The sequence below is a fragment of the Blastococcus sp. URHD0036 genome, assembly GCF_000701365.1.
Taxonomy (GTDB): domain Bacteria; phylum Actinomycetota; class Actinomycetes; order Mycobacteriales; family Geodermatophilaceae; genus Trujillonella.
Window position 1 is genome coordinate 477,659 of sequence record NZ_JNIK01000011.1, and the last position, 24,177, is coordinate 501,835.

24 protein-coding genes and 2 tRNA genes are annotated in these 24,177 nt (G+C 72.8%); 6 read left to right on the forward strand and 20 right to left on the reverse strand.

Translation table 11 applies throughout. From position 1 onward, the window contains the following. Positions 1-10 precede the first annotated feature (10 nt). The 15 genes from N555_RS0109355 to N555_RS0109425 form a co-directional block, all read right to left on the reverse strand. Positions 11-793 carry an SDR family oxidoreductase gene (locus N555_RS0109355; protein ID WP_029431231.1) on the reverse strand — a complete coding sequence of 261 codons (783 nt, stop codon included), beginning with the start codon at positions 791-793 and terminating at the stop codon, positions 11-13. Between the two features lie 11 nt (positions 794-804). After that, on the reverse strand, positions 805-1,548 hold the full coding sequence (locus N555_RS0109360; RefSeq protein ID WP_029431232.1) for an SDR family oxidoreductase: 744 nt from the start codon (positions 1,546-1,548) through the stop codon (positions 805-807). Then, entirely contained in the window at positions 1,545-2,333 is a 789-nt protein-coding gene (locus tag N555_RS0109365) for an alpha/beta fold hydrolase (RefSeq protein WP_034509434.1), read from the reverse strand. Before N555_RS0109365 ends, N555_RS0109360 begins: the two co-directional genes overlap by 4 nt. 1 nt (position 2,334) lies before the next feature. Continuing rightward, positions 2,335-3,348, reverse strand: a complete 1,014-nt coding sequence (locus N555_RS0109370; RefSeq protein WP_156036282.1) for a VOC family protein — start codon at positions 3,346-3,348, stop codon at positions 2,335-2,337. A 26-nt stretch (positions 3,349-3,374) separates the two neighbouring features. Beyond that, positions 3,375-4,346 (reverse strand): PDR/VanB family oxidoreductase, encoded by a 972-nt coding sequence (locus N555_RS0109375; RefSeq protein ID WP_081866089.1) that lies wholly within the window; start codon positions 4,344-4,346, stop codon positions 3,375-3,377. Positions 4,347-4,386: 40 nt separating this feature from the next. Further along, positions 4,387-4,932 carry a cupin domain-containing protein gene (locus N555_RS0109380; protein WP_029431236.1) on the reverse strand — a complete coding sequence of 182 codons (546 nt, stop codon included), beginning with the start codon at positions 4,930-4,932 and terminating at the stop codon, positions 4,387-4,389. A gap of 36 nt (positions 4,933-4,968) precedes the next feature. After that, positions 4,969-5,340, reverse strand: a complete 372-nt coding sequence (locus N555_RS0109385) for a RidA family protein (protein WP_029431237.1) — start codon at positions 5,338-5,340, stop codon at positions 4,969-4,971. Beyond that, positions 5,337-6,902, reverse strand: coding sequence for an aldehyde dehydrogenase (locus N555_RS0109390; RefSeq protein WP_081866090.1), 1,566 nt, complete (start codon positions 6,900-6,902; stop codon positions 5,337-5,339). Before N555_RS0109390 ends, N555_RS0109385 begins: the two co-directional genes overlap by 4 nt. Before the next feature lie 112 nt (positions 6,903-7,014). After that, positions 7,015-7,863, reverse strand: coding sequence for an aspartate dehydrogenase domain-containing protein (locus N555_RS0109395; protein WP_051683871.1), 849 nt, complete (start codon positions 7,861-7,863; stop codon positions 7,015-7,017). 6 nt (positions 7,864-7,869) lie between these two features. Then, the gene (locus tag N555_RS0109400) at positions 7,870-8,871 is read right to left on the reverse strand and encodes an ABC transporter substrate-binding protein (protein ID WP_034509436.1); all 1,002 of its coding nucleotides are present in this window, start codon (positions 8,869-8,871) and stop codon (positions 7,870-7,872) included. A 98-nt stretch (positions 8,872-8,969) separates the two neighbouring features. Further along, positions 8,970-9,782, reverse strand: coding sequence for an ABC transporter ATP-binding protein (locus tag N555_RS0109405; RefSeq protein ID WP_051683872.1), 813 nt, complete (start codon positions 9,780-9,782; stop codon positions 8,970-8,972). Next, complete coding sequence (locus N555_RS0109410; protein WP_197028941.1) at positions 9,775-10,689, reverse strand: ABC transporter permease; 915 nt, start codon at positions 10,687-10,689, stop codon at positions 9,775-9,777. The genes N555_RS0109405 and N555_RS0109410 overlap by 8 nt, the downstream gene beginning before the upstream one ends. Further along, positions 10,686-11,477 carry an ABC transporter permease gene (locus N555_RS0109415; RefSeq protein ID WP_029431243.1) on the reverse strand — a complete coding sequence of 264 codons (792 nt, stop codon included), beginning with the start codon at positions 11,475-11,477 and terminating at the stop codon, positions 10,686-10,688. Before N555_RS0109415 ends, N555_RS0109410 begins: the two co-directional genes overlap by 4 nt. A 150-nt stretch (positions 11,478-11,627) precedes the next feature. Then, positions 11,628-12,857 carry a purine-cytosine permease family protein gene (locus tag N555_RS0109420; protein ID WP_029431244.1) on the reverse strand — a complete coding sequence of 410 codons (1,230 nt, stop codon included), beginning with the start codon at positions 12,855-12,857 and terminating at the stop codon, positions 11,628-11,630. Between the two features lie 49 nt (positions 12,858-12,906). Beyond that, positions 12,907-14,040 (reverse strand): FAD-dependent monooxygenase, encoded by a 1,134-nt coding sequence (locus N555_RS0109425; RefSeq protein ID WP_029431245.1) that lies wholly within the window; start codon positions 14,038-14,040, stop codon positions 12,907-12,909. Positions 14,041-14,146: 106 nt separating this feature from the next. Here N555_RS0109425 and N555_RS0109430 point away from each other — a divergent pair, with 106 nt between their 5' ends. Continuing rightward, positions 14,147-14,656 (forward strand): MarR family winged helix-turn-helix transcriptional regulator, encoded by a 510-nt coding sequence (locus N555_RS0109430; RefSeq protein WP_029431246.1) that lies wholly within the window; start codon positions 14,147-14,149, stop codon positions 14,654-14,656. 72 nt (positions 14,657-14,728) lie between these two features. Here the strand turns inward: N555_RS0109430 and N555_RS0109435 are convergent, their stop codons facing one another. Continuing rightward, the gene (locus tag N555_RS0109435) at positions 14,729-16,954 is read right to left on the reverse strand and encodes an MMPL family transporter (RefSeq protein WP_029431247.1); all 2,226 of its coding nucleotides are present in this window, start codon (positions 16,952-16,954) and stop codon (positions 14,729-14,731) included. Between the two features lie 702 nt (positions 16,955-17,656). Continuing rightward, complete coding sequence (locus N555_RS28240; RefSeq protein WP_197028942.1) at positions 17,657-17,806, reverse strand: hypothetical protein; 150 nt, start codon at positions 17,804-17,806, stop codon at positions 17,657-17,659. Between N555_RS28240 and N555_RS0109440 the strand changes: the two genes are divergently transcribed. Then, on the forward strand, positions 17,799-19,157 hold the full coding sequence (locus N555_RS0109440; RefSeq protein ID WP_197028943.1) for a right-handed parallel beta-helix repeat-containing protein: 1,359 nt from the start codon (positions 17,799-17,801) through the stop codon (positions 19,155-19,157). The genes N555_RS28240 and N555_RS0109440 overlap by 8 nt on opposite strands. A 321-nt stretch (positions 19,158-19,478) precedes the next feature. On the opposite strand, the gene N555_RS0109445 is transcribed toward N555_RS0109440, so the two are convergent. The 3 genes from N555_RS0109445 to N555_RS0109455 all read right to left on the reverse strand — a co-directional run bounded on the left by N555_RS0109445 (position 19,479) and on the right by N555_RS0109455 (position 20,938). Next, positions 19,479-19,551, reverse strand: a tRNA-Arg gene (locus tag N555_RS0109445). 20 nt (positions 19,552-19,571) lie between these two features. After that, positions 19,572-19,660: transfer RNA gene (locus N555_RS0109450), tRNA-Ser, on the reverse strand. Between the two features lie 72 nt (positions 19,661-19,732). Further along, on the reverse strand, positions 19,733-20,938 hold the full coding sequence (locus N555_RS0109455; protein WP_029431249.1) for an MFS transporter: 1,206 nt from the start codon (positions 20,936-20,938) through the stop codon (positions 19,733-19,735). A gap of 96 nt (positions 20,939-21,034) precedes the next feature. Between N555_RS0109455 and N555_RS0109460 the strand changes: the two genes are divergently transcribed. The 4 genes from N555_RS0109460 (at position 21,035) to N555_RS0109475 (ending at position 24,069) form a co-directional block, all read left to right on the forward strand. Next, positions 21,035-21,565: a CGNR zinc finger domain-containing protein gene (locus tag N555_RS0109460; RefSeq protein ID WP_029431250.1), complete on the forward strand. Its 531-nt coding sequence runs from the start codon at positions 21,035-21,037 to the stop codon at positions 21,563-21,565. A 91-nt stretch (positions 21,566-21,656) separates the two neighbouring features. Then, positions 21,657-21,800, forward strand: coding sequence for a GPGG-motif small membrane protein (locus N555_RS28245; protein ID WP_197028944.1), 144 nt, complete (start codon positions 21,657-21,659; stop codon positions 21,798-21,800). Between the two features lie 9 nt (positions 21,801-21,809). Beyond that, positions 21,810-23,246, forward strand: a complete 1,437-nt coding sequence (locus N555_RS0109470) for a bifunctional phosphatase PAP2/diacylglycerol kinase family protein (RefSeq protein WP_029431251.1) — start codon at positions 21,810-21,812, stop codon at positions 23,244-23,246. A gap of 241 nt (positions 23,247-23,487) precedes the next feature. After that, entirely contained in the window at positions 23,488-24,069 is a 582-nt protein-coding gene (locus N555_RS0109475) for a DUF6318 family protein (RefSeq protein WP_029431252.1), read from the forward strand. Positions 24,070-24,177: the final 108 nt, after the last annotated feature.

The following is a 24,177-nucleotide window of genomic DNA, read 5'->3' on the forward strand; positions in this document are numbered from 1 at the left end:
GGGTCCTCACTCAGAGGTAACGGGAGATGCCGCCGCCGACGTCGATCGTGGCGCCGGTGCAGTAGGAGGACAGGGGCGACAGCAGGCTGACGATCGGGAACGCGACCTCGTCGGCGCGGCCGAACCGGCCCAGCGCGATGCCGCGGTCCGCGGCGATCTCGGCGCTCCACTCCTCGTAGCTCGAGCCGGTGCCGGCGGCGTCGTAGCGCCGCCGCCACTGGCCGGTGTCGACGAGGCCGAGGGCGACCGAGTTGACCCGGATGCTCTCGGGGCCGAGCTCGGCGGCCAGGGTCCGGGTCAGGTTCAGCAGCGCCGCGCGGGCTGCGGAGGTGATGGCCAGCCGCGCCTCGGGCTGCTTGGCCAGGATGGCGTTCACGTTGACCACCGAGGCCGCGTCGGAGGCGGCCAGGTGCGGGCGCGCGGCGCGGACGACGTTCCACGCGCCGAACACCTTGAGGTCGAGCTCCTCGCGGATCTGCTCGTCGGTCGTCTCGCTGATCGGCGCCATCAGCGACCGGCCGGCGTTGCACACCACGCCGTCCACCCCGCCGAACACCTCGACGCCCTCGGCGACCATCGCCTCGACCGACGCGCGGTCCACCACGTCGCACGCGACCGCGTGCACCTTGCCGGGGCCGGGCAGCGCGCCGACGGCAGACTGCAGGCGGTCCAGGTCACGGGCCGAGGCGACCACGGCGGCACCCTCGGCCACGAGCATGCGGGTGGTCGCCAGGCCGACGCCGGAGCTCGCCCCGGTGACGAGGACGGTGCGACCGTTCAACTGGAGGTCCATCTCGAGGCTCCCTACTGCACCATCGTGAAGCCGCCGTCGACGGCGACGACCTGGCCGGTGATGAACCCGGCCTTGTCGGACAGCAGGTAGGCGACGAGATCGGCCACGTCCTGCGGGGTCTGCTCGCGCGGGAGCACCCGGTTCTCGGCGTAGAGCCGGTACCGGTGGTCGGGCACGGTCTCGGTGGCCTCGACCCGGACGAGGCCGGGCGCGACGGCGTTGACCCGGACGCCGCGCGGGCCGGCGTCGCGGGCCATGGTCCGGGTCATCGACATGACCGCGCCCTTGGAGCCGACGTAGTGCACCAGCTTCGGCGAGCCGTAGATGGCCGTGTCGGAGGCGACGTTGACGATCGCGCCGGCGCCCTTGTCCAGCATCTGCGGGACCAGCCGCGCCGCCACCTGCCAGGTGCCGAGGGCGTTGACGGTCATGATCCGGCGGAACGCCTCGACGTCGAGCTCCCAGAACGCGTCCCCGCCGACCCCGTCGGCGAGGGCGGCGTTGTTCACCAGGGCGTCGACGCCGCCGAGGGAGTCCGTGCACTCGGCCAGCTCCGCCACCGACCGCGGGTCGGCGATGTCGAGGGCGAGCGCGTACACCTCGGCGCCGCCGTCCCGGAGCTCCGCGGCGGTCTCCTCGAGCAGCTCGCCCCGGATGTCGCCGAGGACGAGCCGGTCCCCCTCCGCGGCGAGGGTCTCGGCGATCACGCGGCCCAGCCCGCGGGCGGCACCGGTGACGACGCTCAGCCGGCTCATACGGTCCCCCACAGCTCGAGCACGGCCCGGGCCACCTCGGCCGGCTTCTCGGTCAGCGCCGCGTGGCCCGCACCGGGGACGACGACCAGCCGGGCGCCGGGGATCCGCTCGGCCAGCAGCCGCGACTCGTCGACGCCGGTGACGACGTCGTGCTCGCCGACGACGACCAGCGTCGGGACGGCGATTCCCGGCAGCAGGTCGGCGGTGTCGGTGGCCGCCATGAACTCGGCGGCGGCCTGGTAGCCGGGCAACCGCACCTCGGCCATCTCGGCGCGGACGGCGTCGGCCACCACCGGGTCGCAGCCGGGCGCGACCAGCCGCGGCGCGCGGGCGGCGGCGAAGACACGCCCGCCCTGCTCGGCCAGGTCGGCGACCCGGGCGCGCATGGCGGCGGCCTTCTCCGGAGCGGTGGCCGACCCGCGGGTGGAGTCGGCCAGCACCAGGGTGCGGACCCGCTCGGGGTGCCGCGCGGCCACCTGGGTGGCGATCACGCCGCCCCACGAGGTGCCGAACAGGTCCACACGGTCCAGGCCGAGCTCGTCGAGCAGGGCCAGGACGCGCGCGGAGTAGTCGACGTCCTCCCCCCCGGCCGGGTCGGCGGACTCCCCGTAGCCGGGGGCGTCCCAGGCGATCGCTCGGGCGCCCGCGACGGCCAGCTCGCTGGACAGCCCCGCGCAGGACGCGGCGCTGCCGCCGATGCCGTGCAGGAGGACGACCGGGCGGCCGGCGCCCTCGTCGGTCACGGCGAGGCCACCGGCCAGGCGGGTGCGGACGGGAGCGGACACGTCAGGCCTCGACCCCGACCCCGAGCCCGGCGCCGTTGTCCTCGGCGACGGGCAGGAAGTAGTCCGGCTTGGCGTCGACGCGCGCCCGCGCCCCCGCGTCGGGGATCCCCGCCATGGCGGAGCGGACCGACGTGCTCGGCGGTCCTGCGGTCCGCCACTGGTCGGAGAGCTCCGGGGTGCGCCGCCAGGTGCGGCACAGCCAGGAGTCCTCGTCGACCTGGATGACCTCCGAGGTGTACTCGCAGACCAGCTGCGCGGGGTCTGTGTAGTAGGAGAACGTGTTGTCGCCCGGGCCGTGCCGGCCGGGGCCCCACTGCGGCGTGACGCCGTGGACCTTGAGGCTGCCGATGCCGCGCATGAAGTGGTCCACCGACGCCATCTCGTAGGCCACGTGGTTGACCGACGTCCACGGCGCCTGGTTGAAGGCGATCACGTGGTGCTCGGGGTTGCAGCGCAGGAACGACATCTGGTGCTCCGACCAGTCGGAGACCCGCATGCCCAGCACCTGGCTGTAGAAGGCGGTGGCCCGGTCGATGTCGACGGTGTTGAGGACCACGTGGGCCAGCTTCTTGGGCAGCGCCGCGTAGCCCCCCTGGTCCTGCCGGACGACGGCGTGCACGTCGGCGGCCAGCTCCACGACCCGGCCCTCCGGGTCGACCAGCGCCAGGCCGTACCCGCCCGCGGCGTCGTCGTAGGGACCGGGCTCGCGCAGCAGCGGGATGCCGAGGTCGGTGAGGCGGCGGGCCGCGTCGTCGATCTCGCGCCGGGTCGCGACGGCGAAGCTGACGCCGCCGAGGGAGTTCTGCTCGGCCTTCTGGAGCTCGAGGACGTGGTGCTCCTCGCCGGTGCCGCGCAGCCAGAAGCGGTCGGTGTCGGCGTCGCTGAGCCCGAGGCCCCATGCCTCGTTGTAGAAGTCCTTCGAGGCGACCGGGTCGGGCACCCCGAGGGTGACCGAGCGCAGGGCCCGCAACCGGACCACCGGCTCGTCGGCGTAGTGCATGCGGTCGGTGCTCATGGTGTCTCCGATGGTGAGGTGCTGGTTCAGAGGTCGAGGACGAGCTCGCGGGACCGGCAGCGGGAGACGCAGACCATCATCGTCCCGGCCGCCTCGTGCTCCTCCGGGCTCATGAGGAAGTCGCGGTGGTCGACGTCGCCGCTGATCACGCCGGTCTCGCAGGTGCCGCAGATGCCCTCGGTGCAGGAGGAGAGGACCGGCACGCCGGCGTCCTCCAGCGCCTGCAGGACCGAGGTGTCCGGGCCGACGGGGATCCGCTCCCCGGTGGACTGCAGGACGACGTCGAAGGCCTCGTCGGTCTCGTCGTCGGGGACGACCCGCTCCGGCGCCTTGAAGCGCTCGAGCCGCAGCAGCGACGGGTCCTCCATGGCCTCGGCGACGGCGTCCATGAGCGGGGTGGGCCCGCAGCAGTAGACGAGCGTCCGCGGGTCCTGGCTGTGCAGGATCGCCTTGAGGTCGGGGTAGCGGCCGTTCTCGTCGTCGACGTGCACGTGCACCCGCTCGCGCGGGAGTGCCTCGACGTCGCGGAGGAAGGCCATCGTCTGCCGGCTGCGGCCGGTGTAGAGCATCGCCCAGTCCGCGCCGCGCGCCTGCAGCTCACGGGCCATGGTGATGATCGGGGTGATCCCGATGCCGCCGGCGATGAGGAAGTGCTTGGGCGCCTCCTCCAGGTGGAAGGCGTTGCGCGGCCCGTCGACGGCGACGTGCGCACCCACCGACAGCGCGTCGTGAACGCAGGTGCTGCCGCCGCGGGAGTCGGGGGTGCGCAACACCGCGACCGTCCACCGGGTCGAGTCCGAGGGATCCGAGCACAGCGAGTACTCGCGCACCAGCCCGTTGGGCAGGTGCAGGGCCAGGTGCGCACCCGGCTTCCAGGTGGGCAGGGCGCCGCCCGAGGGGTCGACCAGCGTCACGCTCGTGATGCCGTCGGCCTCCCAGGTCTTCTGCTGGACGCGCAGTGTGTGCGGCCCGTCCTCGCCCGCGAGGTTCCTCTCCATGCCCGGACTCCCCAGCTCGGTGTGGTGGATCAGGTGCGCGTCAGCGCGTGACGCCGTACATCTCGGACGACGGCGGGTAGGTCGGCAGCTGCGGCTTGGGGGTCCCGATGATCACGCAGATCAGCGCGTCCTCCTCGCTGACGGTGCGCAGCGAGCGGGGCACGCCGGCCGGCACCCGCAGGAGGTCGCGGTAACCCAGGACGCGGGTGGCCTTCTTGGTGCCGTCCTCGACGTCGTGGACGGCGAACTCGACGCGGCCCTGGAGGACGTAGAAGACCTCTTCCACGTCGTGGTGGGTGTGCTCGGGGCCGACGGACCCCGACGGCAGCAGCATGTTCGAGAAGGTGAAGTGATCGGCCTGCAGGATGCGGTCGTCGGTCGTGTGGTCGCCGGTCGCACCGGAGCCGATGTAGCGGATCTGCGCGCGCTTGAACTTGTCGCCGCCCTTGGCCGCCTGGAAGCCCAGGGTGTCCCAGTCCTCGTAGCGGCTGTCGGCGGTGGCGAGGCCGGAGTCGATGAGCGCCTCGAGGTCGGCGCCCGCGGCGGGGACGGTCTGCTCGGTGCTGGTGGTCTGCTCGGTGGTCACTGCGTTCTCCTCCGGGGTGTGTCGGGTGTGTGGGGCTCAGTGGGCGCGACCGCGGTGCGCGATCGCCTCGATCTCGACGGTGGCGCCGTAGGGCAGGCCCGCCACCTCGACGAAGCTGCGCGCCGGCCGCGGGTCAGCGAACACCTGCTGGTAGTGGGCGTTGGCCTCGGCGCGGAGGCTGAGGTCGGTGACGAAGTACGTCGTCTTCACGACGTCCTCCAGGGTCATGCCGACCGTCTCCAGCCGCTCGGCGAGCCGGGCGGTGGCCGCCTCCAGGGCCTCGGTGCGGCCGGGGACGGCGACGCCGTCGGCGTCCACCGACAGCGCGCCGGAGACGAAGGCGAGGTCGCCGACGGCGAAGGCGGGGCTGTAGGGGTGTGCGCCGCTGATCTGCGTGCTCGTGCTCATCGCTCGAACCCTCCCGGGGCGCCCCACGCGATCGGGCGTCCGCTGACGTCGACGTAGATGGACTTCTGGTGCATGTACGAGCGGATGCCGTCGCGGCCCTTCTCCAGGCCGATGCCGCTCTCCTTGAGCCCGGTGAACGGGGTGGAGATGCTGAACTGCTTGTAGGTGTTCACCCAGACCGTCCCGGCCCTGATCGCGCGGGCGATCCGCCAGGCGCGGGGGAAGTCGCGGGTCCAGACGCCGGCGGCGAGGCCGAAGACCGTGTCGTTGGCCTGCGCGACCAGGTCGCCCTCGTCGTCGAAGGTCAGCAGCACCGCGACCGGGCCGAACACCTCCTCCTGGCAGATCCGGTCGGCGTTGGCGACGCCGGTGAGGACGGTCGGCAGGTAGTACGCCCCGTCGGCCAGCTCCTCGTGCTCGGGCACCCGGCCGCCGGTGAGCACGGTGGCGCCGGCGGCGACGGCGTCGTCGACCATGCGCGCGACGCCGTCCCGGTGCGAGTGCGTGATCATCGGCGCGACGTGGGTGCGCGGGTCGTCGCCGGGGCCGACGACGAGCCGCTCGGTGGCGGCGACCAGCCGGGCGGTGAACTCCTCGGCGACGTCGCGGTGCACGAAGATGCGCGAGCCGGCGATGCAGCTCTGCCCGGTCGAGCTGAAGATGCCGTAGACGACGCCGGCGACGGCCTGATCGAGGTCGGCGTCGGGGAAGACGATCGTCGGCGACTTCCCGCCGAGCTCCAGCGTGACGGGCATGACCTTGCGGGCCGCGACCTCCCCGAGGTGCTTGCCCGTGGTGGTGCCGCCGGTGAAGCTGATCTTCGAGATCTCCGGGTGCGCGACCAGCGCCTCGCCGACCGTGCGGCCCGGGCCGGGGAGCACCGACAGCAGGCCCGCCGGCAGGCCGGCCTCCTCGGCCAGGCGGGCCAGGTGCAGCGTCACCCAGGGCGCCCAGACCGGCGGCTTGGAGACGACGGCGTTGCCGGCGGCCAGCGCGGGGGCGATCTTCTGCGCGTCGCTGGCGATCGGGGAGTTCCACGGGGTGATGGCGCCGACGACGCCCATCGGCTCCCACGTGGCGAAGGTGAGGTAGGAGCCGCGGGAGGGGGTGATGTCCCCGACCATCGTCTCCAACGTCGCGGCCATGTAGCGGAAGGTGTTGGCGGCGCTCAGGGCCAGCGCCCGGGTCTCGCCGCGGGTCTTGCCGGTGTCCAGCGTCTGCAGCGCCGAGATGGTGTCGGCGTCGCGCTCGATCGCCTCGCCGATGCGGTACAGGACGCGGGCCCGCTCGTGCGGCAGCATCGCCGTCCAGCCGGACTCGGTGGCCGCGCGGAGCCCGCCGCGCACCGCGCGGTCGACGTCCTCCTCGGTCGCGCCGTGCAGCGTGGCGAAGACCTTGCCGGTGGCCGGGTCGACCGACTCGATCGGCGCCCCACTCCCCCGCTGCCAGCGCCCGGCCACGGGGATCTCGTCCCGCAGCGACGCCTGCAGGCCCGCCGTGGAGGGGGGCCGCTCGGCGGGGGCGTTCGGCACGTCCCGCTCGAGCTCCAGCCGATCGGTCATGGGATCTCCTCGGTGGATCTCATCTGAGTACTCATCTTCTTAGCGCTCAGAGATATGTGTACGAATGTAGGTGTGGCCCGAGCCACGGTCAAGAGGCCCCAGCCCCCGGGACTCAGGCGATGATCGGGGGGCGGGCGGTCAGCCCGCTCAGCGTCCGCAGGATCGAGTAGGGCACGACCGCGCTGGTGCGCGGGTTGCCCGGCGTCGGGCGGTTCTGGACCTCGAAGACGTAGGAGCCCTGCGACCCCGAGGCCTCGATCCGGTGCGTGGTCAGGTCGGCGGCCGGGTCGGCGTGCAGCTCCACCCGCACGACGTCGGGGTCGCCGACGGCCAGTGCGAGCGCGGCGGCCACGTTGAGCGACTGGGGGAACAGGCGCGCCGCCTCGGCCGGGGTGCCGGCGAAGACGAGGACGTCCTCCACGGCGTCGGCGACGCGGCGCGACTCGGCCTCGTCCATCCAGTCCTGGACCAGCGCCGCCGGCTTCTTGGTGGTGCGCAGGACCGCGCGGTCCAGGCCACCGACGGCCGCCGCCGAGGCGAGGAGGTCCAGGCCGCCCAGCGCACCGTGGGTGCACCGCAACCGGCCGGGGCCCAGCTCGCCGAGCCGCCCGGACAGTGCCGGGTCCAGCAGGCCCGCGACCGAGCTCACGACGAGGTCGCGCCCCGCGGAGAGCACCGGCTCGACCGCCTCGACCAGCGCGGCCGAGCCGGCGCACTCCACGACGACGTCGGCGACCTCGAGGGCCTCGGCCAGCGACAGCCGGGGGACGGGCAGCTCCGGGACCTCGGAGCGGTTGACGACGCACACCAGCGTGGCGCCGTCCACTGCCCCGGCCAGGAGCTCCCGGGCGACCACCCGGCCGATGGCGCCGTGGCCCAGCAGGGCCACCCGGAGCCCGGGGGCGCCGGACGGACCGGCGATCTCGGGGAGGTCGGAGGCGTCAGCGGCTCGGGTGGTCATGGGCGGTCAGCTCTCCGGCACGTAGGTGTCGTCGGCCGGGTCGTAGCCGTCCTGGAGCAGGTCCTGGTCGACCAGGATGTCGTCGACCCGCTGGATCGCGTCGATGTCGGTCTCCGGCAGGAAGTCCGGCATCGCCATGTTCGCCGCGACCTCGGCAGGCACCTGGGCGATGGTCGGCAGCCAGGCGCGCCAGTCGGCCTCGTGGGCCTCGATGTCCTGGCCGGCGGCGTACATCGCCCGGGCGAACGCGGCGACCGTGTTCGGGTTGTCGGAGATGAACTGGTCGCTGGAGATGAAGTTGGAGACGGCGAGGCCTGCGTTGGGCCCGTCCGGGTCGGCGAGGTCGACGATCTCCCGCTCACCCGCGGCGAGGGCCGCCGAGGAGAACGGCTCGGGCGAGTAGCCGACGTCGATGGACCCGGCCTGGACGCCGGAGAGCATCTCCGGGAAGGGCACCTCGACGAACGTCGGCTCGACGTCGTCCAGGCCCTCCTCCTTGAGCAGGTTCTTCAGGGTCACGTCGCCGATGTTGTTGGTGGCGTTGATCCCGATGGTGGCGCCGTCGAGGTCCTCGAGGTCCTGGACGTCGGAGTCGGGGTTGACGTACACCGACAGCCCGCCGGGCCCCAGCGCGCTGGTGAGGACGACGGTCTTGATCGGCAGCCCGCTCTGCGCGGCGATCGACGTCGAGATGGTGTTCGAGAAACTCACGTCCAGCTCGCCGGTGGCCACGCTCTGCGCGGCCTGCGGGCCACCCTGGACCGGCTGGAGGGTGACGGTCAGCCCCTCGTTCTCGAAGAAGCCGTTCTCCTGTGCCCAGTACAGGGCGGAGTAGTCGGCCAGCGGCAGGGCGCCGACGGTGAGCTCGGTGGTCTCCAGCTCCCCGTCGGAGGAGCCGCTACCGCTGCCCCCGGAGTCGCTGCTGCTGCTGTCGTCGTCCCCGCCGCACGCGGCCAGACCGAGCATGGCGAACGCGGTGGCACCTGCGACCGCACCACGGAACCTCATCGAATACCTCCGGCGTAAGAATCTGAGCACTGAGTTGAATGGACGCACGGGAGCCGGCGGCTCCGTACGGGATCGGCGGTCCGAGGGACCTCCCGGGGTCAGGCGGAGGTCGCCTGCTCCTTGCTGCGGAGCAGCCGGGTCACGTGCCCGCGGATCTCGACGAAGCGCGGGTCGGTCTTGGTCGCGATGTGGTCGCGCGGCCGCGGCAGGTCGACGTCGATGACCTCGGCCACCACGCTGGGCGGCGCCGAGAGCACGATGATGCGGTCCGCCAGGTACACGCTCTCGTCGATGTCGTGGGTGACCACGAGGACCGTGATGCCGAGCTCGGCCTGGATCCGCATGAGCAGGTCCTCGAGGTCAGCACGGGTCTGCGCGTCGACCGAGGCGTACGGCTCGTCCATCAGCAGCAGCTTCGGGTGGCTGGCCAGCGCGCGGGCGATGGCCACGCGCTGCTGCATGCCGCCGGACATCTGCCAGGGGTAGAGCTTCTCCTTGCCCGACAGCCCCACCTCGTCGATGGCGAACCGCACGCGCTCGGCCCGCTCCTTGGCCGGCAGGTGCTTGATCGGGAAGGCGACGTTCTTGTCCACCCGCATCCAGGGGTACAGCGAGCGCGAGTAGTCCTGGAAGACCATCGCCAGGCCCTCGGGGACGCCCTTGACGGGGACGCCCTCGAACTCCACGCGCCCGGCGGTGGGCTCGTCGAGGCCGGAGATGATCCGCAGCAGCGTGGACTTGCCGCAGCCGGACGGGCCGACGATCACGCTGATCTTCGAGGCGGGGACCTCGGCGCTGATGCTGCGGACGGCGAGGTTGTCGCCGTAGCTGCGGGAGACGCCGTCGAGCAGCAGTTCGGCGCTGGTCCCGGTCGGGGGCACGGGGTTCTCGGTCACTCGGGCCTCAGTCATTCTGCTGTGTCGCTCCTCGGTGCCAGGCGAGCGCGCGGCGCTCGATCGCCAGGAAGATGAAGTTGAAGGCCACGCCGAGGACCACGAGGGCGATGAGCACCGCCCAGAAGCCGGCGTAGTCGAAGGTGCGCTGGGACTGGATGAGCAGGTAGCCCAGGCCGTTCTCGGACTTCTGCAGCTCCGAGATGATCATCAGGATCAGGGCGAAGGACAGCGACGTCCGGATCCCCGCGAAGATCTTCGGGGACGCCCCGGGGAGGACGATGGAGAAGAGGACGTCGCGCCCCGGGATGCGGAAGACCTGCGCGGCCTGGGCGCGGGTCTGCCCGATGGAACTGACCCCGTCGATGGTGTTGAGCAGGATCGGCCAGACCACGCTGAACGCGATGAGGAAGATCTTCGGCGAGGCCCCGGTGCCGAACAGGAAGAAGAAGACACCGAGCAGGGCCGGGCTGGGCAGCGAGCGCCCGAGGTGCACCATCGGCTGGAAGAGCGCGGTGAGGACCGGCGAGAGGCCCAGGACCACGCCGACCACGACCCCCACGACGATGGCGATGCCCAGGCCCGCGAGCGCCCGGCCGACGCTGGGGACCAGGTGGTCGTAGGTCGCGTCGCCGAGGAACAGCCGCGAGGGGTCGCCGGAGAGGAACTCGTCGACGAACCGCTGGAACGCCGTCTTCGGGTCCTTGACGAACAGCCCGATCCGCGGCGACTGCGACAGCAGCCACCAGACGAGCAGGATCGCGGCCGGCGCCAGCACGCGCAGGACCACCCGCACCGGCCACGGGATGCCGGAGCGGATCCGGCGGCGAGGGGCGAGCGGCTGGGCGGCGCGCTCCTCGACCGCCTCCGACTCGGGGGCGCTGAGCGGGACGTGCACCTCGGTGCCGTGCTGGGACAGGGTCACTGGGCCAGCCCCTTCTTCCAGCCGAACAGGACGTCGTCGAGCTTGGCCATGACCAGGTTCACGGTGACGCCGAGGACGCCGGCCACCAGCGTGGCCGCGTAGACCAGGTCCAGATTCGTGGCGTTGGCGGTGTTGGACAGGATGTAGCCGCCGATGCCCGAGCCGTTGCCGATGAGCAGCTCGGCGCTGACGGCGACGAGCAGGCCGATCGAGGCGGCGATCCGGACGCCGGTGTAGGCGAACGGCAGCGCACTGGGGATCTTGATCGACCGCAGCACGGCGAGACCGCCGTAGCCGAAGGTCTTGGCCGTCATCACCGCGGTGGTGTCGGTGCTGCGAACGCCGTACATGGTGTTCAGCAGGACCGGCCAGACGCAGGCGAGCGCCACGGTGAGCGACAGCGGCAGCCGGCCCTGGCCGATGACCAGCACCAGGATCGGCCCGACTGCGACCGACGGCAGCACGCGGAACGCCTCCACCGGCCACTCGAACACCAGGAAGGCGCTGCGGAAGGCGCCCATCAGGCCGCCGACGAGGACGCCCACCACGGCCGCGATCGCCAGGCCGAGCATCCACTCGCCGAGCGTGAAGACGACCGCATCCCAGAAGGTGCTGTCGGGGAGCAGGTCGCCGACACCGCGCACGACGCCGGAGGGCAGCGGCAGGCCCGGCACGTCGAGGAGGCCGGAGCGGATGACCCCCTCCCAGACCGCCGCGGTCCCGACGACGCCGACGACGCCGAGGACGACCTGCCGCTGGCCGCTGAGGGGTTCGTGCAGGAGCTTCACCCGGATCTCCCTTCCGTGGCCCTGCACCCCGAGTGGGGAAGGCCACATCCGTGGACGATGGTCGCCGGGGGATCCGCGAGCCGTCAATAGCTGAGCGCAAAGAGTCTTGGTTATTAACAGCCTCGCAACGCAGCGCGTCAGGAGGGTGACTCAGCGCACAGGCGGGCCCTGGTGCCGAGGAAGGGTGTACCCGTTCGCGGGTTCGTCAGCCGTCCGACCGGACATTCCCCAGACAGCCGCGACGACGACCGCCGAGGCGAGCGCGAGCAGCGGGGCGCCGGGAACGCCGGCGGCCATGAGCGCGGCACCGGCGAGCGCGGGCGGTAGCCAGACCACCGTCGGGATCCTCCGCGGCCGGTACCCACGGCGCCGGCGGGCGGCCTCCACCCAGAACGGCACCGCGATCGGCGGCCCGATGCCGGCCAGCAGGGAGAGCCAGTCGACGAGCCCGCGATGGAAGCCCAGCACCCCGAGGACGAGCCCGAGGGCCAGGACGACGGACGTCGCCATCCGGGGACGGACGCCGGTGAACGTCTTCAGGGCCAGCCCGCCGGAGTAGGCGGCCGCGATGGCCGGGGCGACGACGGCCACGACGACGAGCAGGTCGCCCACCGGCACCCCGCCCAGCCGCATCGCCGCGACCGCGGCGAGGCCGGCCTCTCCCCCGGTGTCACCGGACAGGCGCAGGGCCGCGCCGACGAGGACCAGCCCGAGTGCCGGGAGGACGAGCGCCGCGACGCAGGCGACGAGCCCGCCGCGGTGCGCCAGCCCCGCGGTGAAGTCCGGCGACCGCAGCATGAACACGGCGACGTAGCCGACGAACGCGCCGAGCAGGACCACGGCCTGCGCCCCGGCGCCGGGGCCGGCGGTCACCGGCGCCCGGACGCCGTCCACCCCCAGCAGCAGCAGCGGGGCGGCGAGCAGCGTGAGCACGGTGGTCGCGACGGCGACGCGGTTCCAGTACCGCACGTCGCTCAGCGCGAGGAGGCCCACCACGGCACCCAGCCCGAGCACGCACAGCCAGGCCGGGGCGTCCAGAGCCCGGCCCAGCGACTCGCCTCCGATGCCCAGGCTGAAGCCGACCCAGCCGACCATGCCCGCGGCGATGAGCACGCCGACCGCCGTCCGCGCCGCGGGCGGGAGGTAGCCGCGACTCAGCTCCGCGAAGCCCTGCCCGGCGCCCTGCGGCGGCCGCATGCCCAGCCGGCCCTGCAGCAGCAGGAGCGTCGCCATGAGCCCGGCCGCGGGGAGCAGCCACACGAGGGGAAGCGGCCCGCCCTCGTCGGCCAGCTGGGCCCCGAGCACGAGCGCACCCGGTGAGCTGCCGATCGCCAGCCAGGCGCCCGCGTACCGCGTCCAGGGGACGGATCCGTCGGCCACAGGAGAAACTTAGCGCTCAGGGACTTTCCGGCAAGAGGTCACTGGCCGGTCAGCCGATCGGCACGGTCCAGGCGTCGTAGCCGTAGACCCAGTCGGCGTTGCCGGCGACCTTCAGCCACTCGTTGCCGCGCGAGCCGACCTGCACGTCGGCGGTGCGCTGCCGGCGGGCAGCCTCGTACACCCGCAGTGCGGCGGCGGCGTCCGCCGGCTCGTGCGCGGCCAGCGCGCGGGCGAGCACGACGGCGTCCTCGATCGCCATGCCGGCCCCCTGGGCCATGAACGGCATCATCGGGTGGCAGGCGTCGCCGAGCAGCGTGCGCGTCCCGACCGACCACCGCGGCAGCGGGTCGCGGACATAGAGCGCCGACTTGAGCACCGCGTCGCAGGCGTCCAGCAGGGCGCGAGCCTCGGGGTGGAAGGCCGCATAGGCCCGGCGGAGCTCGGCCACGTCACCGGGCGCCGTCCACGACTCCTCGCGCCACGAGTCCTGTGGGCGGGTGGCGAAGACGAAGACGTCCTCGCCGCGGTTGAGCGGGAAGGTGACGATCTGGGTGGCGGGGTCGGGGCCCCACCACTTGGTGAACGCGCCGAGGTTGGGCACGCCCTCGAGCCGCGCCGCGGGGACGACGGCGCGGTAGGCGACGACCCCGGTGAACTCCGGCTGCTCGGGGCCGAACAGCGCCTCCCGGACGACGGAGTGGATGCCGTCGGCGCCGACCAGCACGTCGACCGCCGCAGACCCGCCGTCGGCGAACTCGAGCACGGTGCGGTCGCCGTCCTCGCGCAGCGCCGAGAGCGTGCAGCCGAGCCGCAGGGCGTCGGCCGGGAGGGCAGGCACGAGTGCGTCCAGGAGGTCCGCGCGGTGGATCGTCAGCTGCGGGGAGCCGTAGCGCTGCTCGGCGGCTGCACCCATCTCCAGCCGGGAGGTCTCCTCACCGGTGTCCCAGGTGCGGCTGATCCGGTGCGAGGGCCGGGCGGCCGTCCGGCGTAGCCCCTCCCCCACGCCGAGCTGGTCGAGGGCGCGGACGGCATTGGGCGTCAGGTTGATGTCCGCACCCACCCGGCCGAGCCGCGCGGCCTGCTCGAAGACGACCGCCTCGCGGCCCAGCTGCCGCAGCGCGATGGCCGCAGCCATCCCGCCGGGTCCGCCGCCGACGATCCCGATGACCTGCTGCTCGCCCATGGGCACCCCTCGGAGCTCCTCGACGGCGGGTCGGCCGCGAGATGTGTAAGTTCTTACATTGTTAGCCCATAGTCATCTTTGCGGCAAGGGATCTCCGGAGGGCGTCGTGGCTCAGGCATCCGACGAGGTCGACGCGGTCCTCGACAGTTGGGGGACGGCGCGGCCCGACATCGATCCGGCGAGCATCGGCGTCTTCGGCCGGATCGCGCGGCTGGACCTGATGCGGCGGGCCGCGGTGCGCCGCCTGCACGACCGGCACGGGATCACGACGGCCGCGTTCGACCTCCTCTCCCAGCTGCGCCGCGCCGGCCCCCCGCACCGGCGGACGATCGGGGAACTGGCCGAGGCCACTCTGCTCACCTCGGCCGCGACGACGATGCGCATCGACCGCCTCGAGGTCGAGGGCTTGGTCCGCCGGGTCCGGTCCGACGGGGATCGGCGCGTCGTCCACGCGGAGCTCACCCCCGCGGGGTTGGCGCGCATCGACGCCGTCTACGCCGACCACATCGCGCTGGAGGACCGGCTGCTGGCGGGCCTGGACACGGCCGAGCGCGCGCAGCTGGTCGACCTGCTGCGCGCGCTCGGCCGCTCGATGAGCGGAGTCGCCGCCCCCTGACCTCGCGGCAAGGGATCCCATGCCCACGTCCTGGCGCCGGACACGTGGGCATGGGATCCCATGCCACGCGAGTCAGTCGCGGGCCACCAGGACCGGCACCTCGTCGACCGGCCGCGGCGCGGGGACGGCGACCGGGACGGCGTCCTCGTGCCGCAGCTCCGGCAGCCAGCGCAGCCACCGCGGCAGGTACCAGTTCGCGTCGCCCAGCAGCCGCATCACCGCGGGCAGGAGCACCGCCCGGACCACGGTCGCGTCGAGCAGCACCGCGATCGCCAGGCCGAGCCCGACCTGCTTCATCGAGGTCATCGACAGCGTCACGAAGGTGAGGAAGACGAAGACCATGATCACCGCGGCACTGGTGACGGTCCCGGCCGAGGCCGTGATCCCCCGCGCGACCGCCGTGCGGGTGGGCAGCCCCTGGTCGTGACCCTCGCGGATCCGCCCGAGGATGAAGACGTGGTAGTCCATCGACAGGCCGAACAGGATCACGAAGAGGAACAGCGGGATCCAGTTCACGATGCCGTCGGTGCGGTCCAGGCCGATGAGGTCGGCGCCGACGCCCTCCTGGAAGACCAGCACCAGCACGCCGTACGCGGCGGCCACGCTCAGCAGGTTGAGCACGATCGCGGTGATCGCGACCGTGACCGAGCGGAACGAGACCAGGAGCAGCAGGAACGCCAGGACCAGCACGAACGCGAAGACCCACGGGGTCCGCTCGGTCATGAGGTCCTCGAACGCCACGGACTCGGCGGTGTCACCGGTGACCACAGCCGTCACCCCGTCGACCGCGCCGATCGTGGCGGGGACGACGTCCTCCTGCAGCGTCTCGAGGGCGTCCCGGGAGGCCTGCTCCTCGCCGTCGCCGACCAGCGGCACGCTGACCACCGCGACGGTGCCGGCGTCGTTGGTCTCCACGTCGATCGGGTCGTTCATCTGGCCGCTGGCCAGGGCCTGCTCGCGCAGGTCGGCGAGCGCGGCCTGCACCTCGGGGGCGTCGACGTCGGGCGCCTGGACGACGACCTCGGCCGGTGACGGGCCGCCGGGGAACGCCTCGGTGATCCGGTTGTAGGTCTGGATGATCGGGAGGTCCTGCGGCAGGTCGTTGACGCTCTCGTTGCGCAGGTCCATCGACAGCGCGGGGACGGCGAGCCCGATCAGCGCCGCGCCGGCGACGAGCGCGGCGACCAGCGGACGGCGCAGCACGACGCCGAGCACCGCGGGCCAGAACCGGCCGGGCCGGCCATCACGGCGGGCCAGGAACGGGATCCGGCCCTTCATGACCCGGTCGCCGAGCCACGCCATGGTCGCCGGCAGGACGGTGAGCGAGCCGAGCACCGAGGTGGCGACGACGAGGATGGTCGCCGACCCCATGCCGGTGAAGGCGGAGAAGCCGGTCAGGAACATGCCGGCCATCGCGACGACGACCGTGATGCCGGAGATCAGCACCGACCGGCCGGAGGTGGCGGCGGCGATGTCGAGGGCGTCGACCGGGCCGGCGCCCTTCGCCCGCTCCTCGCGCTCGCGCTTGAGGTAGAAGAGCGAGTAGTCGACGCCGACGGCCAGGCCGATGAGCAGCATGACGATCTGCGCGCTGTCGTCGACGTGCCAGACGTGGCTGGTCAGGCTGAGCAGCCCGAGCGCGGCGATGAAGGCGCTGAGGGCGAACAGCAGCGGCACGACGGCGGCCACGACGGCGCCGAAGGTCAGCAGCAGGACGAGCAGCGTGATGGGGATCGACAGCAGCTCGGCGCGGGAGAAGTCGTCGGCGAGGGTGTCGCCGATCGCGACGTCGGCGCTGGTGTCGCCGAACTGCTCGATGCGGACGTCGCCGTGGTCGGCGGCGACCGCCGCGACCGCGTCCTGGATCGGCGCGAGCCGCTCGTCGGCCGTCTCGGGGTCACCGGTGATGTCGAGGGTGACCAGCGCGGATCGGCCGTCCTCGGAGACCAGCGGCGCCCCGTCGAGCGGGCTGACGACGTTGGTGGCCTCGGGGGTGGCGCGCAGGGCGGCCACGAGGTCGGCGAGGGCGGCGTCGGAGGCGGCCTGGGGGACGTCGGCGTCCCGCTGGACGAGGACCATCTCCGCGGCCGGGTCCTCCCAGCCGTTGTCGTCGAGGATCTGCTGCGCCTGCCGGGACGAGCCGAGGCTGTCCTCGCTGTCGGTGACCTCGCCCTGGGGGACGAGCGCACCGACGGCGAGGGCAGCCAGGACGAAGGCCAGCCAGCCCAGGATCGCGGTCTTGCGGTGCCGGGCGCTCCACCGCCCGACCCGTCCGGCGAGGTTGCCCGATCTCTGCATGGCCGTCTCCTGTCTGGGGTGCGGGATCTTCCGCCCTGAATCTGCTGGTCACGGGCGCGCGGACCCATCCCGCCAGCTGGCGGAGACGGTGTCGGGCCAGCCCGACAACCTCCGGACCGCGCGCCGCGACGAGCCTGTCGACGGGACAGCCGCTCGCCCATCGGGGAGTGCCCCCATCCGTCCCTGGTCCTGCGCCGCGGGGGCTGGGGGTCTCCCCTCGGGTGGGCCCGTGCGGGGACGGCGGGCGAGGAGCCGCCGGCGACGTTCGTGTGACGGGTGTGACGGAAGGGGCTGAGCTGGCGATCAGCCAACTAGTTCGTGACGCATTACAGCGGTGTGATTACCGTCTGCCCCCGAAAGTTCTGGTATCCGGCGTCCGGCCAGGAGACAGGATCGAGAGGACGTACGGCGAGTGTCGACGACAGCACCCCCCCGGCCCAGCCGCCGGGATGTGGACCCCGTGCGCAACACCACCTCGCGGGCCAGCGTCCGCCGGGCGCAGACCCGCCGACGCAGGAGCCGGCTCATCTCCCTGGTGCTGGCCACCCTCACGGTCCTGGGTGGGGCGTCCTTCCTGGTCACGCGGATGGACCCGGCGGACGACGGCGGGACCAGCGTGTCGGACGCCGCCCGCCACCGCGCATGGTCGGGGGCACGCGCGACGCGCCCCCACGCCCCCCGCGCCGGCAGCGTGGTCACCGCTCAGCCGCCGGCCACAGCACCGCCGGCGACGGCCTCCGAACCGGCTCCCGCGTCGCCTCCGCCTGCGCCCGCGTCGGCGCCGTCCAGCAGCAGCAGCCCGCCGCCGGCACCGGCCGCGGCCCCTGCGCCGACCGGTGTCAGCGTGGCCACTTACGGCGCCCGCGGTGACGGCCGGACCGATGACGCCCCGGCGATCCGGGCGGCCCTCGCGGCCAATCAGCACGTCTACATCCCGGCCGGGAGGTACGTGCTCCGGACGTTCGAGAGCCCGCGGCAGACACGGCTGAACGCCGACTTCATGTTCTCGCTGCGCAGCGGCCAGACGGTGACCGCAGACCCGGGCGCCGTCCTCACCTTCGCCGACGGCATCATCGCGGGCTCGCCCACGCTGTGGGGCGGCAACCTCTTCATGATCGACGGCGCGTCGGACGTGACCATCTCCGGCGGCACCTGGGACTTCAACGGCGCCAACAACCTCGTCCCGGCCGGCCGCACGATCACCGGCTACGGCGTCTACACCTACGGCGCCAGCCACATCGCCGTCCGTGACCTGACGATGCGCAACACCCCGGGGCAGAACTACATCGTCATGCAGAACCGCGGCGACGACTTCCGCGTGGACAACTCCACCTTCCTCAACGGCGGCACCTCCCTGTCGGCCAACCGCGAGCAGGTCGACTTCTCGGCGATGTACTTCACCGGGTCGAACGTGGTGGTGGACCGCGTCCACATCTCCCATGACCGGCTGCCGTGGTTCTACAGCGGGGGCATCGAGCTGCACGGGACCCACAACGCCGTCACCAACAGCGTCATCGAGCGCAGCTGGCCGGGCGTCTACGTCGGGCCCGACGTCACGTCCGGGCTCGAGGTCATGGAGAACACCGTGGTCACCGGCAACCAGTTCCTCGACGCCGGCCGCGCGCTGATCTTCCACGCCGGCGGCACCGGCGCGATCGACGGCGTCGACTTCTCGGGGAACACGGTGCGGATGACGTCGTTCCCCGAGCTGGGCGCCGGCCGGGGCATCGACCAGGACAGCCCGCCGGACGGCGACTGGACCTACCACCACATCATCACGGAGCTCTCGGTCCGCGACAACGACTTCTACGACACCGACGGACGCAGCGACGCCGGCATCCGCCTGTCGCAGATCCACAGCGGGGTCATCCAGCAGAACCGCTTCCACGACATGTCCAGCGCCGTCTTCCAGCTGGGCGGCTCGCCGTGGGACACGCGGGACGTCGCGTTCACCGACAACAGCGCCACCTGGGTGGGCAGCACCGGCGCACCGGCGATCGCCCTGAGCTTCGAGAGCTACGCGGCCTCGGGCATCCGGGTCGACGGCAACCGGATCACCCGGACCGCCGGCAGCGGTTCGGCCTGTGCGGTCTACCTCGAAGGCGGGGCCGTCGGGTCGCCGACGGTCGCCGGCAACACCTTCGCCGGGATCGGGCTGCCGACGTGCGGGCCGTCCATGGGCAGCCTCGCCTTCGCGCCCTGAGCTCGGCCGTCGGACGACCGGCGCCCCCGGATGCGTTGTCCCGGGGGCGCCGGTCGTGACCGGCGGCTCGAAGGCCCGTGGCGCTACGGTGCAGGTTGCCCGCCATGCCCGGCCCGTCGAGGTCGCGAACGGCCGTCACCGGTCGACCACGGGAGCCGGCGGGCGGGCCATGCCTCCCGGCCCTTCCGGGCGCCCGCCGCGGGTGAGGCCATGGGTTCCGGCGGGCACGCTCTCCGTCGCGAGGCTCGTGTGGTCCCGGAGACGAATCTGCCGCGCCTCCCCCGTCGGGGCGGCGCGGCAGATCGGTGTCTCAACCAGACGTGCACCCGAAGGGACTCGAACCCCTAACCTTCTGATCCGTAGTCAGATGCTCTATCCGTTGAGCTACGGGTGCCTGTGTTCAGTTGTGTCGCGCGGAGGCTCCGGGATTTGAACCCGGGATGGGGATTAACCCAAACCGCATTAGCAGTGCGGCGCCATAGACCGGACTAGGCGAAGCCTCCCGGGGTCCGAGTCCCCTCGGAACCACCGGGGAAGAGACTACCAGCGGCCCGACAGCTCCTCGCAGGCCCCCGTCAGGCCGCGAGCCGCTCCCGCGACACGGCGGGGACGACGACGCGGCGACCCGGCACCAGCGTCACCGCGACCGCCACCGCGGCCCCGGCGACCGCGAGCACCAGGGCCCCGGGCACACCGGCGGACCCCTCGATCAGCGCACCACCCAGCGCCGCACCGACCGCCGAGGCCCCCACCGTGACCGTCGACAGCCAGGTGAACGCCTCGGTGGTGGCCTGCGCCGGGGCGATCGACCCCACCAGCGAGTTCTGCACCGTCAGCGTCGGCGCGACCACCGAGCCGCCGAGGAACAGCAGCAGACCGAGCACCCACGGGCTGGAGACGGCGGCCAGCGGTGCGAGGCCGATGGTCGTGCCGAGCAGCAACCAACGGTACTGGCGGGGCAGCGAGGCACTGAGCACGCGCGCGCCGAACCAGAGCCCTCCGGCGACCGAACCGAGCGACCAGACGGCCAGCAGCACGCCGGACATGCCGGGCGAGCCGGCGTCCTGGGCGAACGCCGGGACGGCGACCTCGATCGCGCCGAAGCCGACCATGAGCGCGGCGCCGCTGATCAGCACCCGCGGCATCCCGGGGGCGCGCACCGTGGAGAAGACGCCGGACTGCACGTGCGGTGCCGGCTCCCAGGCGCGCATCGCACGCGAGGTGGCGATCGACACGGCCCCGGCGACGGCGAGCAGCCCCGCCGTCCCCACGGCGACGGCCGGTGCAGCCAGCACCGCGAGCGCGGCCACGACCGCCGGGCCGACGACGAAGACGAGTTCGGTGGTCGTGGCGTCGAGCGCGAAGGCGGTCTGGCGCACCCGCGGGTCGGTGCGCGACCACAGCGCCCGCACCGTGCCGCTGACCAGCGGCGTCGCGGCGCCGGCCGCGGCGGACGCCGCGACGACGACCGGTGCCGGCGCGCCGGCGAGGACGACGGCGACGAGGACGGCGAGCAGCAGCGGGTAGACGACCGCCTGCGCGAGCAGGATCGGACGCGGCGAGCGGCGGTCGGCGAGACGACCGAGGACCGGCGCCATGCCCGCCATCGCGATGCCGAGCGTGGCCGACGCGAGGCCCGCCACCGCGTAGGACCCGGTTCGCTCCTGCACCATGAGCAGCAGCGCCAGAGGCACCATCGCGGAGGGCAGACGGCCGACGAAGCCGCCGACCAGGAGGGCCGGGGCGGACGGCAGCCGCCAGACGGAGAGGTACGCACGCACGGTGGAGCTCGTTTCAGGAGTTCGAGGAAGATGTAGGCGGTCATTCGACGTTGACCACCTACGAGCCACGGTATCGAGACAGGGGTAGGGAGTCAAATGAACTATGACACCTACGCGTCGAACGCCGTCGAGCTGGCCATCGACCTGGCCAACACCGACCGCGACGTCGAGTCGTGGGCGCCGGACTTCCTCCGCGCACACCACGAGTGGTTCTCCCCCGGCGCCGTCCTCGAGTTCGACGCCGGCGAGGCCCGGGCCGCCGCCGAGACCGCCGACCTCGTGCGCGCCGTCGCCCTGGCGCAGAGCCCGGCCGAGGTCCTCGACGGCCTGAACGCGCTGCTGACCCGCGCCCGTCCGCAGCCGTACGCCACCGATCACGACGGCGACCTGCACTTGCACTACACGCCCGACGACGCCCCGGTGCTCGACCAGATGACGACCACGGTGGCCATGGGCCTGTCGCAGGTGGTGACCCAGCACGGGTGGCAGCGGCTCGGGGTCTGCTCGGCGGAGGGGTGCGACGACGTGTACGTGGACACCTCCCGCAACGCCAGTCGGCGCTACTGCTCCAACACCTGCGCGAGCCGGTCGACCGTCGCCGCCTACCGCGCGCGCCGCAAGGCCTGAACGGGTGACTCCTGGTCGGAGAGGTTTGGGCAGCCCGGCCGCTGCCTAGTGACCACCTCCGCGGGGCCCCCTCTCAGCATCGGAGAACACCATGGACCTGCTCCTCTGGATCCTCGCCGTCGTCCTCGTCGTCTCCGGCATCGTGGCGATCGTCCGCAAGCAGTTGCTCTGGGGCATCGTGCTGATCGTCGTCGGGCTGCTCGTCGGCCCCGGCGGGGTGAGCGTCTTCAACTAGCGTCGCCGCGTGAAGTCACCGCGGCACTGGGACGCCCGTCTGCACGCTGCCATCGGCACGATCCCGGCCTCACCCGCCGACCGCTGGCTGCGCCGGCTCTCCACCTTCGCCGACCGCGGCAAGCTGTGGTTCGTCATCGCGGCGTTGCTGGCGACGCGCAAGGGCGAGACCCGGCGTGCGGCGATCCGGGGGCTCGGTTCGCTCGCGGTGACCAGCTCGGTGGTGAACGCCCTGCTCAAGCAGGTGTTCGCGCGTCGCCGTCCGGACCTCGGCCGGCACGGCCCGCACCGGCTCCTGCGGCGGGACCTGACCACGCACTCGTTCCCGAGCGGGCACTCGGCGTCGGCCGCCGCCTTCGCCACGGGGGTGGCCCTGGAGAGCCCGCTGGCCGGCGCCGCGCTCGCGCCGCTGGCGCTCGGCGTCGGCTACTCGCGGGTGCACGTGGGCGTGCACTACCCGGGCGACGTGGTCGCCGGCTTCGCGGTGGGGACGGCGGTTGCGGCGGCCAGCCGGAAGTGGTGGGCGGTCCGGCCGCGGACGCCGGCCCGGGTGCGACCGGCCTTCTCCGCACCGGCGCTGGCCGACGGTGAGGGCCTGTTCATCGCGGTCAATCCGCGGTCGGGCGACGAGAACTACGACCCCGCGTCCGACATCCGCCGGCTGCTGCCGAAGGCCGAGGTGCTCGAGATGTCGGAGGACCGCGGGGTCGCCGAGCTCCTGGGCGAGCCGGCGTCCTCCGGTCGGGCGAAGGCCCTCGGCGTGGCCGGTGGTGACGGCTCGGTCGCCGCAGCCGCGGCCATCGCGCTCGAGCACGGCCTGCCGCTGGCGGTCATCCCGGCCGGCACGCTCAACCACTTCGCCCGGGACGTCGGGGTGGACACCGCCGAGGAGGCCGCGGGGGCGGTGACCTCGGGCGCCGCCGTGAAGGTCGACGTCGCCTCGCTCAACGGGACGCCGTTCCTCAACACCGCGGCGATCGGCAGCTACCCGGAGATGGTGCGCCGCCGCGACGCGCTGGCCGGCCGGATGGGCAAGTGGGCGGCGATGACCGTGGCCGCGGCGCGGACCCTGCGCGTCGGGACGCCGGTGGAGCTCTCGCTGGACGGCCGCTACGTGAAGGTCTGGATCCTCTTCATCGGCAACTGCCTCTACACCCCGCGGGGGCTGGCGCCGGCCTGGCGCCCGCGGCTGGAGGACGGGCTGCTCGACGTCCAGTACCTGCGGGCCGACATCCCGTTCAGCCGGACCCGGGCGGTGCTGGGAACGCTGCTCGGCGTCTCCGACCGGGTGTCCGGGTACGCGGAGTCGAGCGGGACGTCGGTGAAGGTGCGCTCGCTGTCGGGTCCGCAGCAGGTGGCCTACGACGGCGAGATGGGCGACGCCGCGACCGAGTTCCTCTTCGCGAAGAGCGGCTCGCTGACCGTGTACTGCTGCCGGACCTCGTGAGGGGCGGCGCTTCTGCGGTGTTCCCCGTGCTCCTGCGGTGCTGCAGCGCCGCAGAGGCGGGAGTTCGACCGCAAGAGCGAGCCAATGCGGGTGTTCCCCGTGCTCTACCGGTCCTGCAGGGCACTCGACCCGCGAGTTCGACCCGCAATGGGCCCGATCGGGCGGTTGTCCACAGTGATGACTGCGCCGGCGCGAGGGCAGTAGCTAGTGTCCCCAGTCCGTGAGGACGGGGAGGCAACGCATGGCGGCGGGGTTCACCCGACGGACGACGGCGGTGCTGGCGGTGAGCGCGGCGGTGCTGTGCGGCTGCAGCGACGAGCAGAAGCCCGCCGAGACGCTGCCCGACGCGAGCAGCAGTGCGTCGACCTCGTCCGAGGCGCTCCCACCCCTGGGCCCGAGCGATTTCCCGATGCCCGCAGAGGCTCGCACCCGGGACGCCGCCGGGGCAGAAGCCTTTACTCGCTATTACATCGACCTCATCAATCGGACCTCCGCCGTCATGGACGCTGCCCCGTTGCGCGAATTCAGCGACGGCTGCGCTGACTGCATCCGCATTGCTTCGGACACGGAGCAAGACGCAGCAGCCGGTTACCACTACGAGGGCGGCGATCTGACGGTCACCTCGATGCAGTCTTCGTCATCGGGCTCTTCGACGGAGGTCGCATTCTTCGTCGATCAAGCGGCCCTCAGCGTGGTCGATGCTTCTGGACAGCCGGTCCCCGACTTGACGTTCACCGCTCAAGAACAGGCGTCGTGCGGCGCCACCATGAGGTGGGACGCTGAGCGATCGACGTGGGTTCTCATCAGCCTGACGCTCGGATGAGCCGCCGCCTGGTGCTCGTGATAGCCGCGGCAGCCTTCTTCCCTTCTGTCGTGGCATTGTCCGCGCGAGCGGACGACTGCCGGCGGCTATGCGAAGAGCCGAGCGTCG

What these genes read in the sequence shown, in the direction of transcription:
- N555_RS0109355 (WP_029431231.1), bottom strand. Translation starts at nt 793, where the DNA reads ATGGACCTCCAGTTGAACGGTCGCACCGTCCTCGTCACCGGGGCGAGC.
- N555_RS0109360 (WP_029431232.1), bottom strand. Translation starts at nt 1,548, where the DNA reads ATGAGCCGGCTGAGCGTCGTCACCGGTGCCGCCCGCGGGCTGGGCCGC.
- N555_RS0109370 (WP_156036282.1), bottom strand. Translation starts at nt 3,348, where the DNA reads ATGAGCACCGACCGCATGCACTACGCCGACGAGCCGGTGGTCCGGTTG.
- N555_RS0109375 (WP_081866089.1), bottom strand. Translation starts at nt 4,346, where the DNA reads ATGGAGAGGAACCTCGCGGGCGAGGACGGGCCGCACACACTGCGCGTC.
- N555_RS0109385 (WP_029431237.1), bottom strand. Translation starts at nt 5,340, where the DNA reads ATGAGCACGAGCACGCAGATCAGCGGCGCACACCCCTACAGCCCCGCC.
- N555_RS0109390 (WP_081866090.1), bottom strand. Translation starts at nt 6,902, where the DNA reads ATGACCGATCGGCTGGAGCTCGAGCGGGACGTGCCGAACGCCCCCGCC.
- N555_RS0109395 (WP_051683871.1), bottom strand. Translation starts at nt 7,863, where the DNA reads ATGACCACCCGAGCCGCTGACGCCTCCGACCTCCCCGAGATCGCCGGT.
- N555_RS0109400 (WP_034509436.1), bottom strand. Translation starts at nt 8,871, where the DNA reads ATGAGGTTCCGTGGTGCGGTCGCAGGTGCCACCGCGTTCGCCATGCTC.
- N555_RS0109405 (WP_051683872.1), bottom strand. Translation starts at nt 9,782, where the DNA reads ATGACTGAGGCCCGAGTGACCGAGAACCCCGTGCCCCCGACCGGGACC.
- N555_RS0109425 (WP_029431245.1), bottom strand. Translation starts at nt 14,040, where the DNA reads ATGGGCGAGCAGCAGGTCATCGGGATCGTCGGCGGCGGACCCGGCGGG.
- N555_RS0109435 (WP_029431247.1), bottom strand. Translation starts at nt 16,954, where the DNA reads ATGCAGAGATCGGGCAACCTCGCCGGACGGGTCGGGCGGTGGAGCGCC.
- N555_RS0109460 (WP_029431250.1), top strand. Translation starts at nt 21,035, where the DNA reads ATGAACTATGACACCTACGCGTCGAACGCCGTCGAGCTGGCCATCGAC.
- N555_RS28245 (WP_197028944.1), top strand. Translation starts at nt 21,657, where the DNA reads ATGGACCTGCTCCTCTGGATCCTCGCCGTCGTCCTCGTCGTCTCCGGC.
- N555_RS0109475 (WP_029431252.1), top strand. Translation starts at nt 23,488, where the DNA reads ATGGCGGCGGGGTTCACCCGACGGACGACGGCGGTGCTGGCGGTGAGC.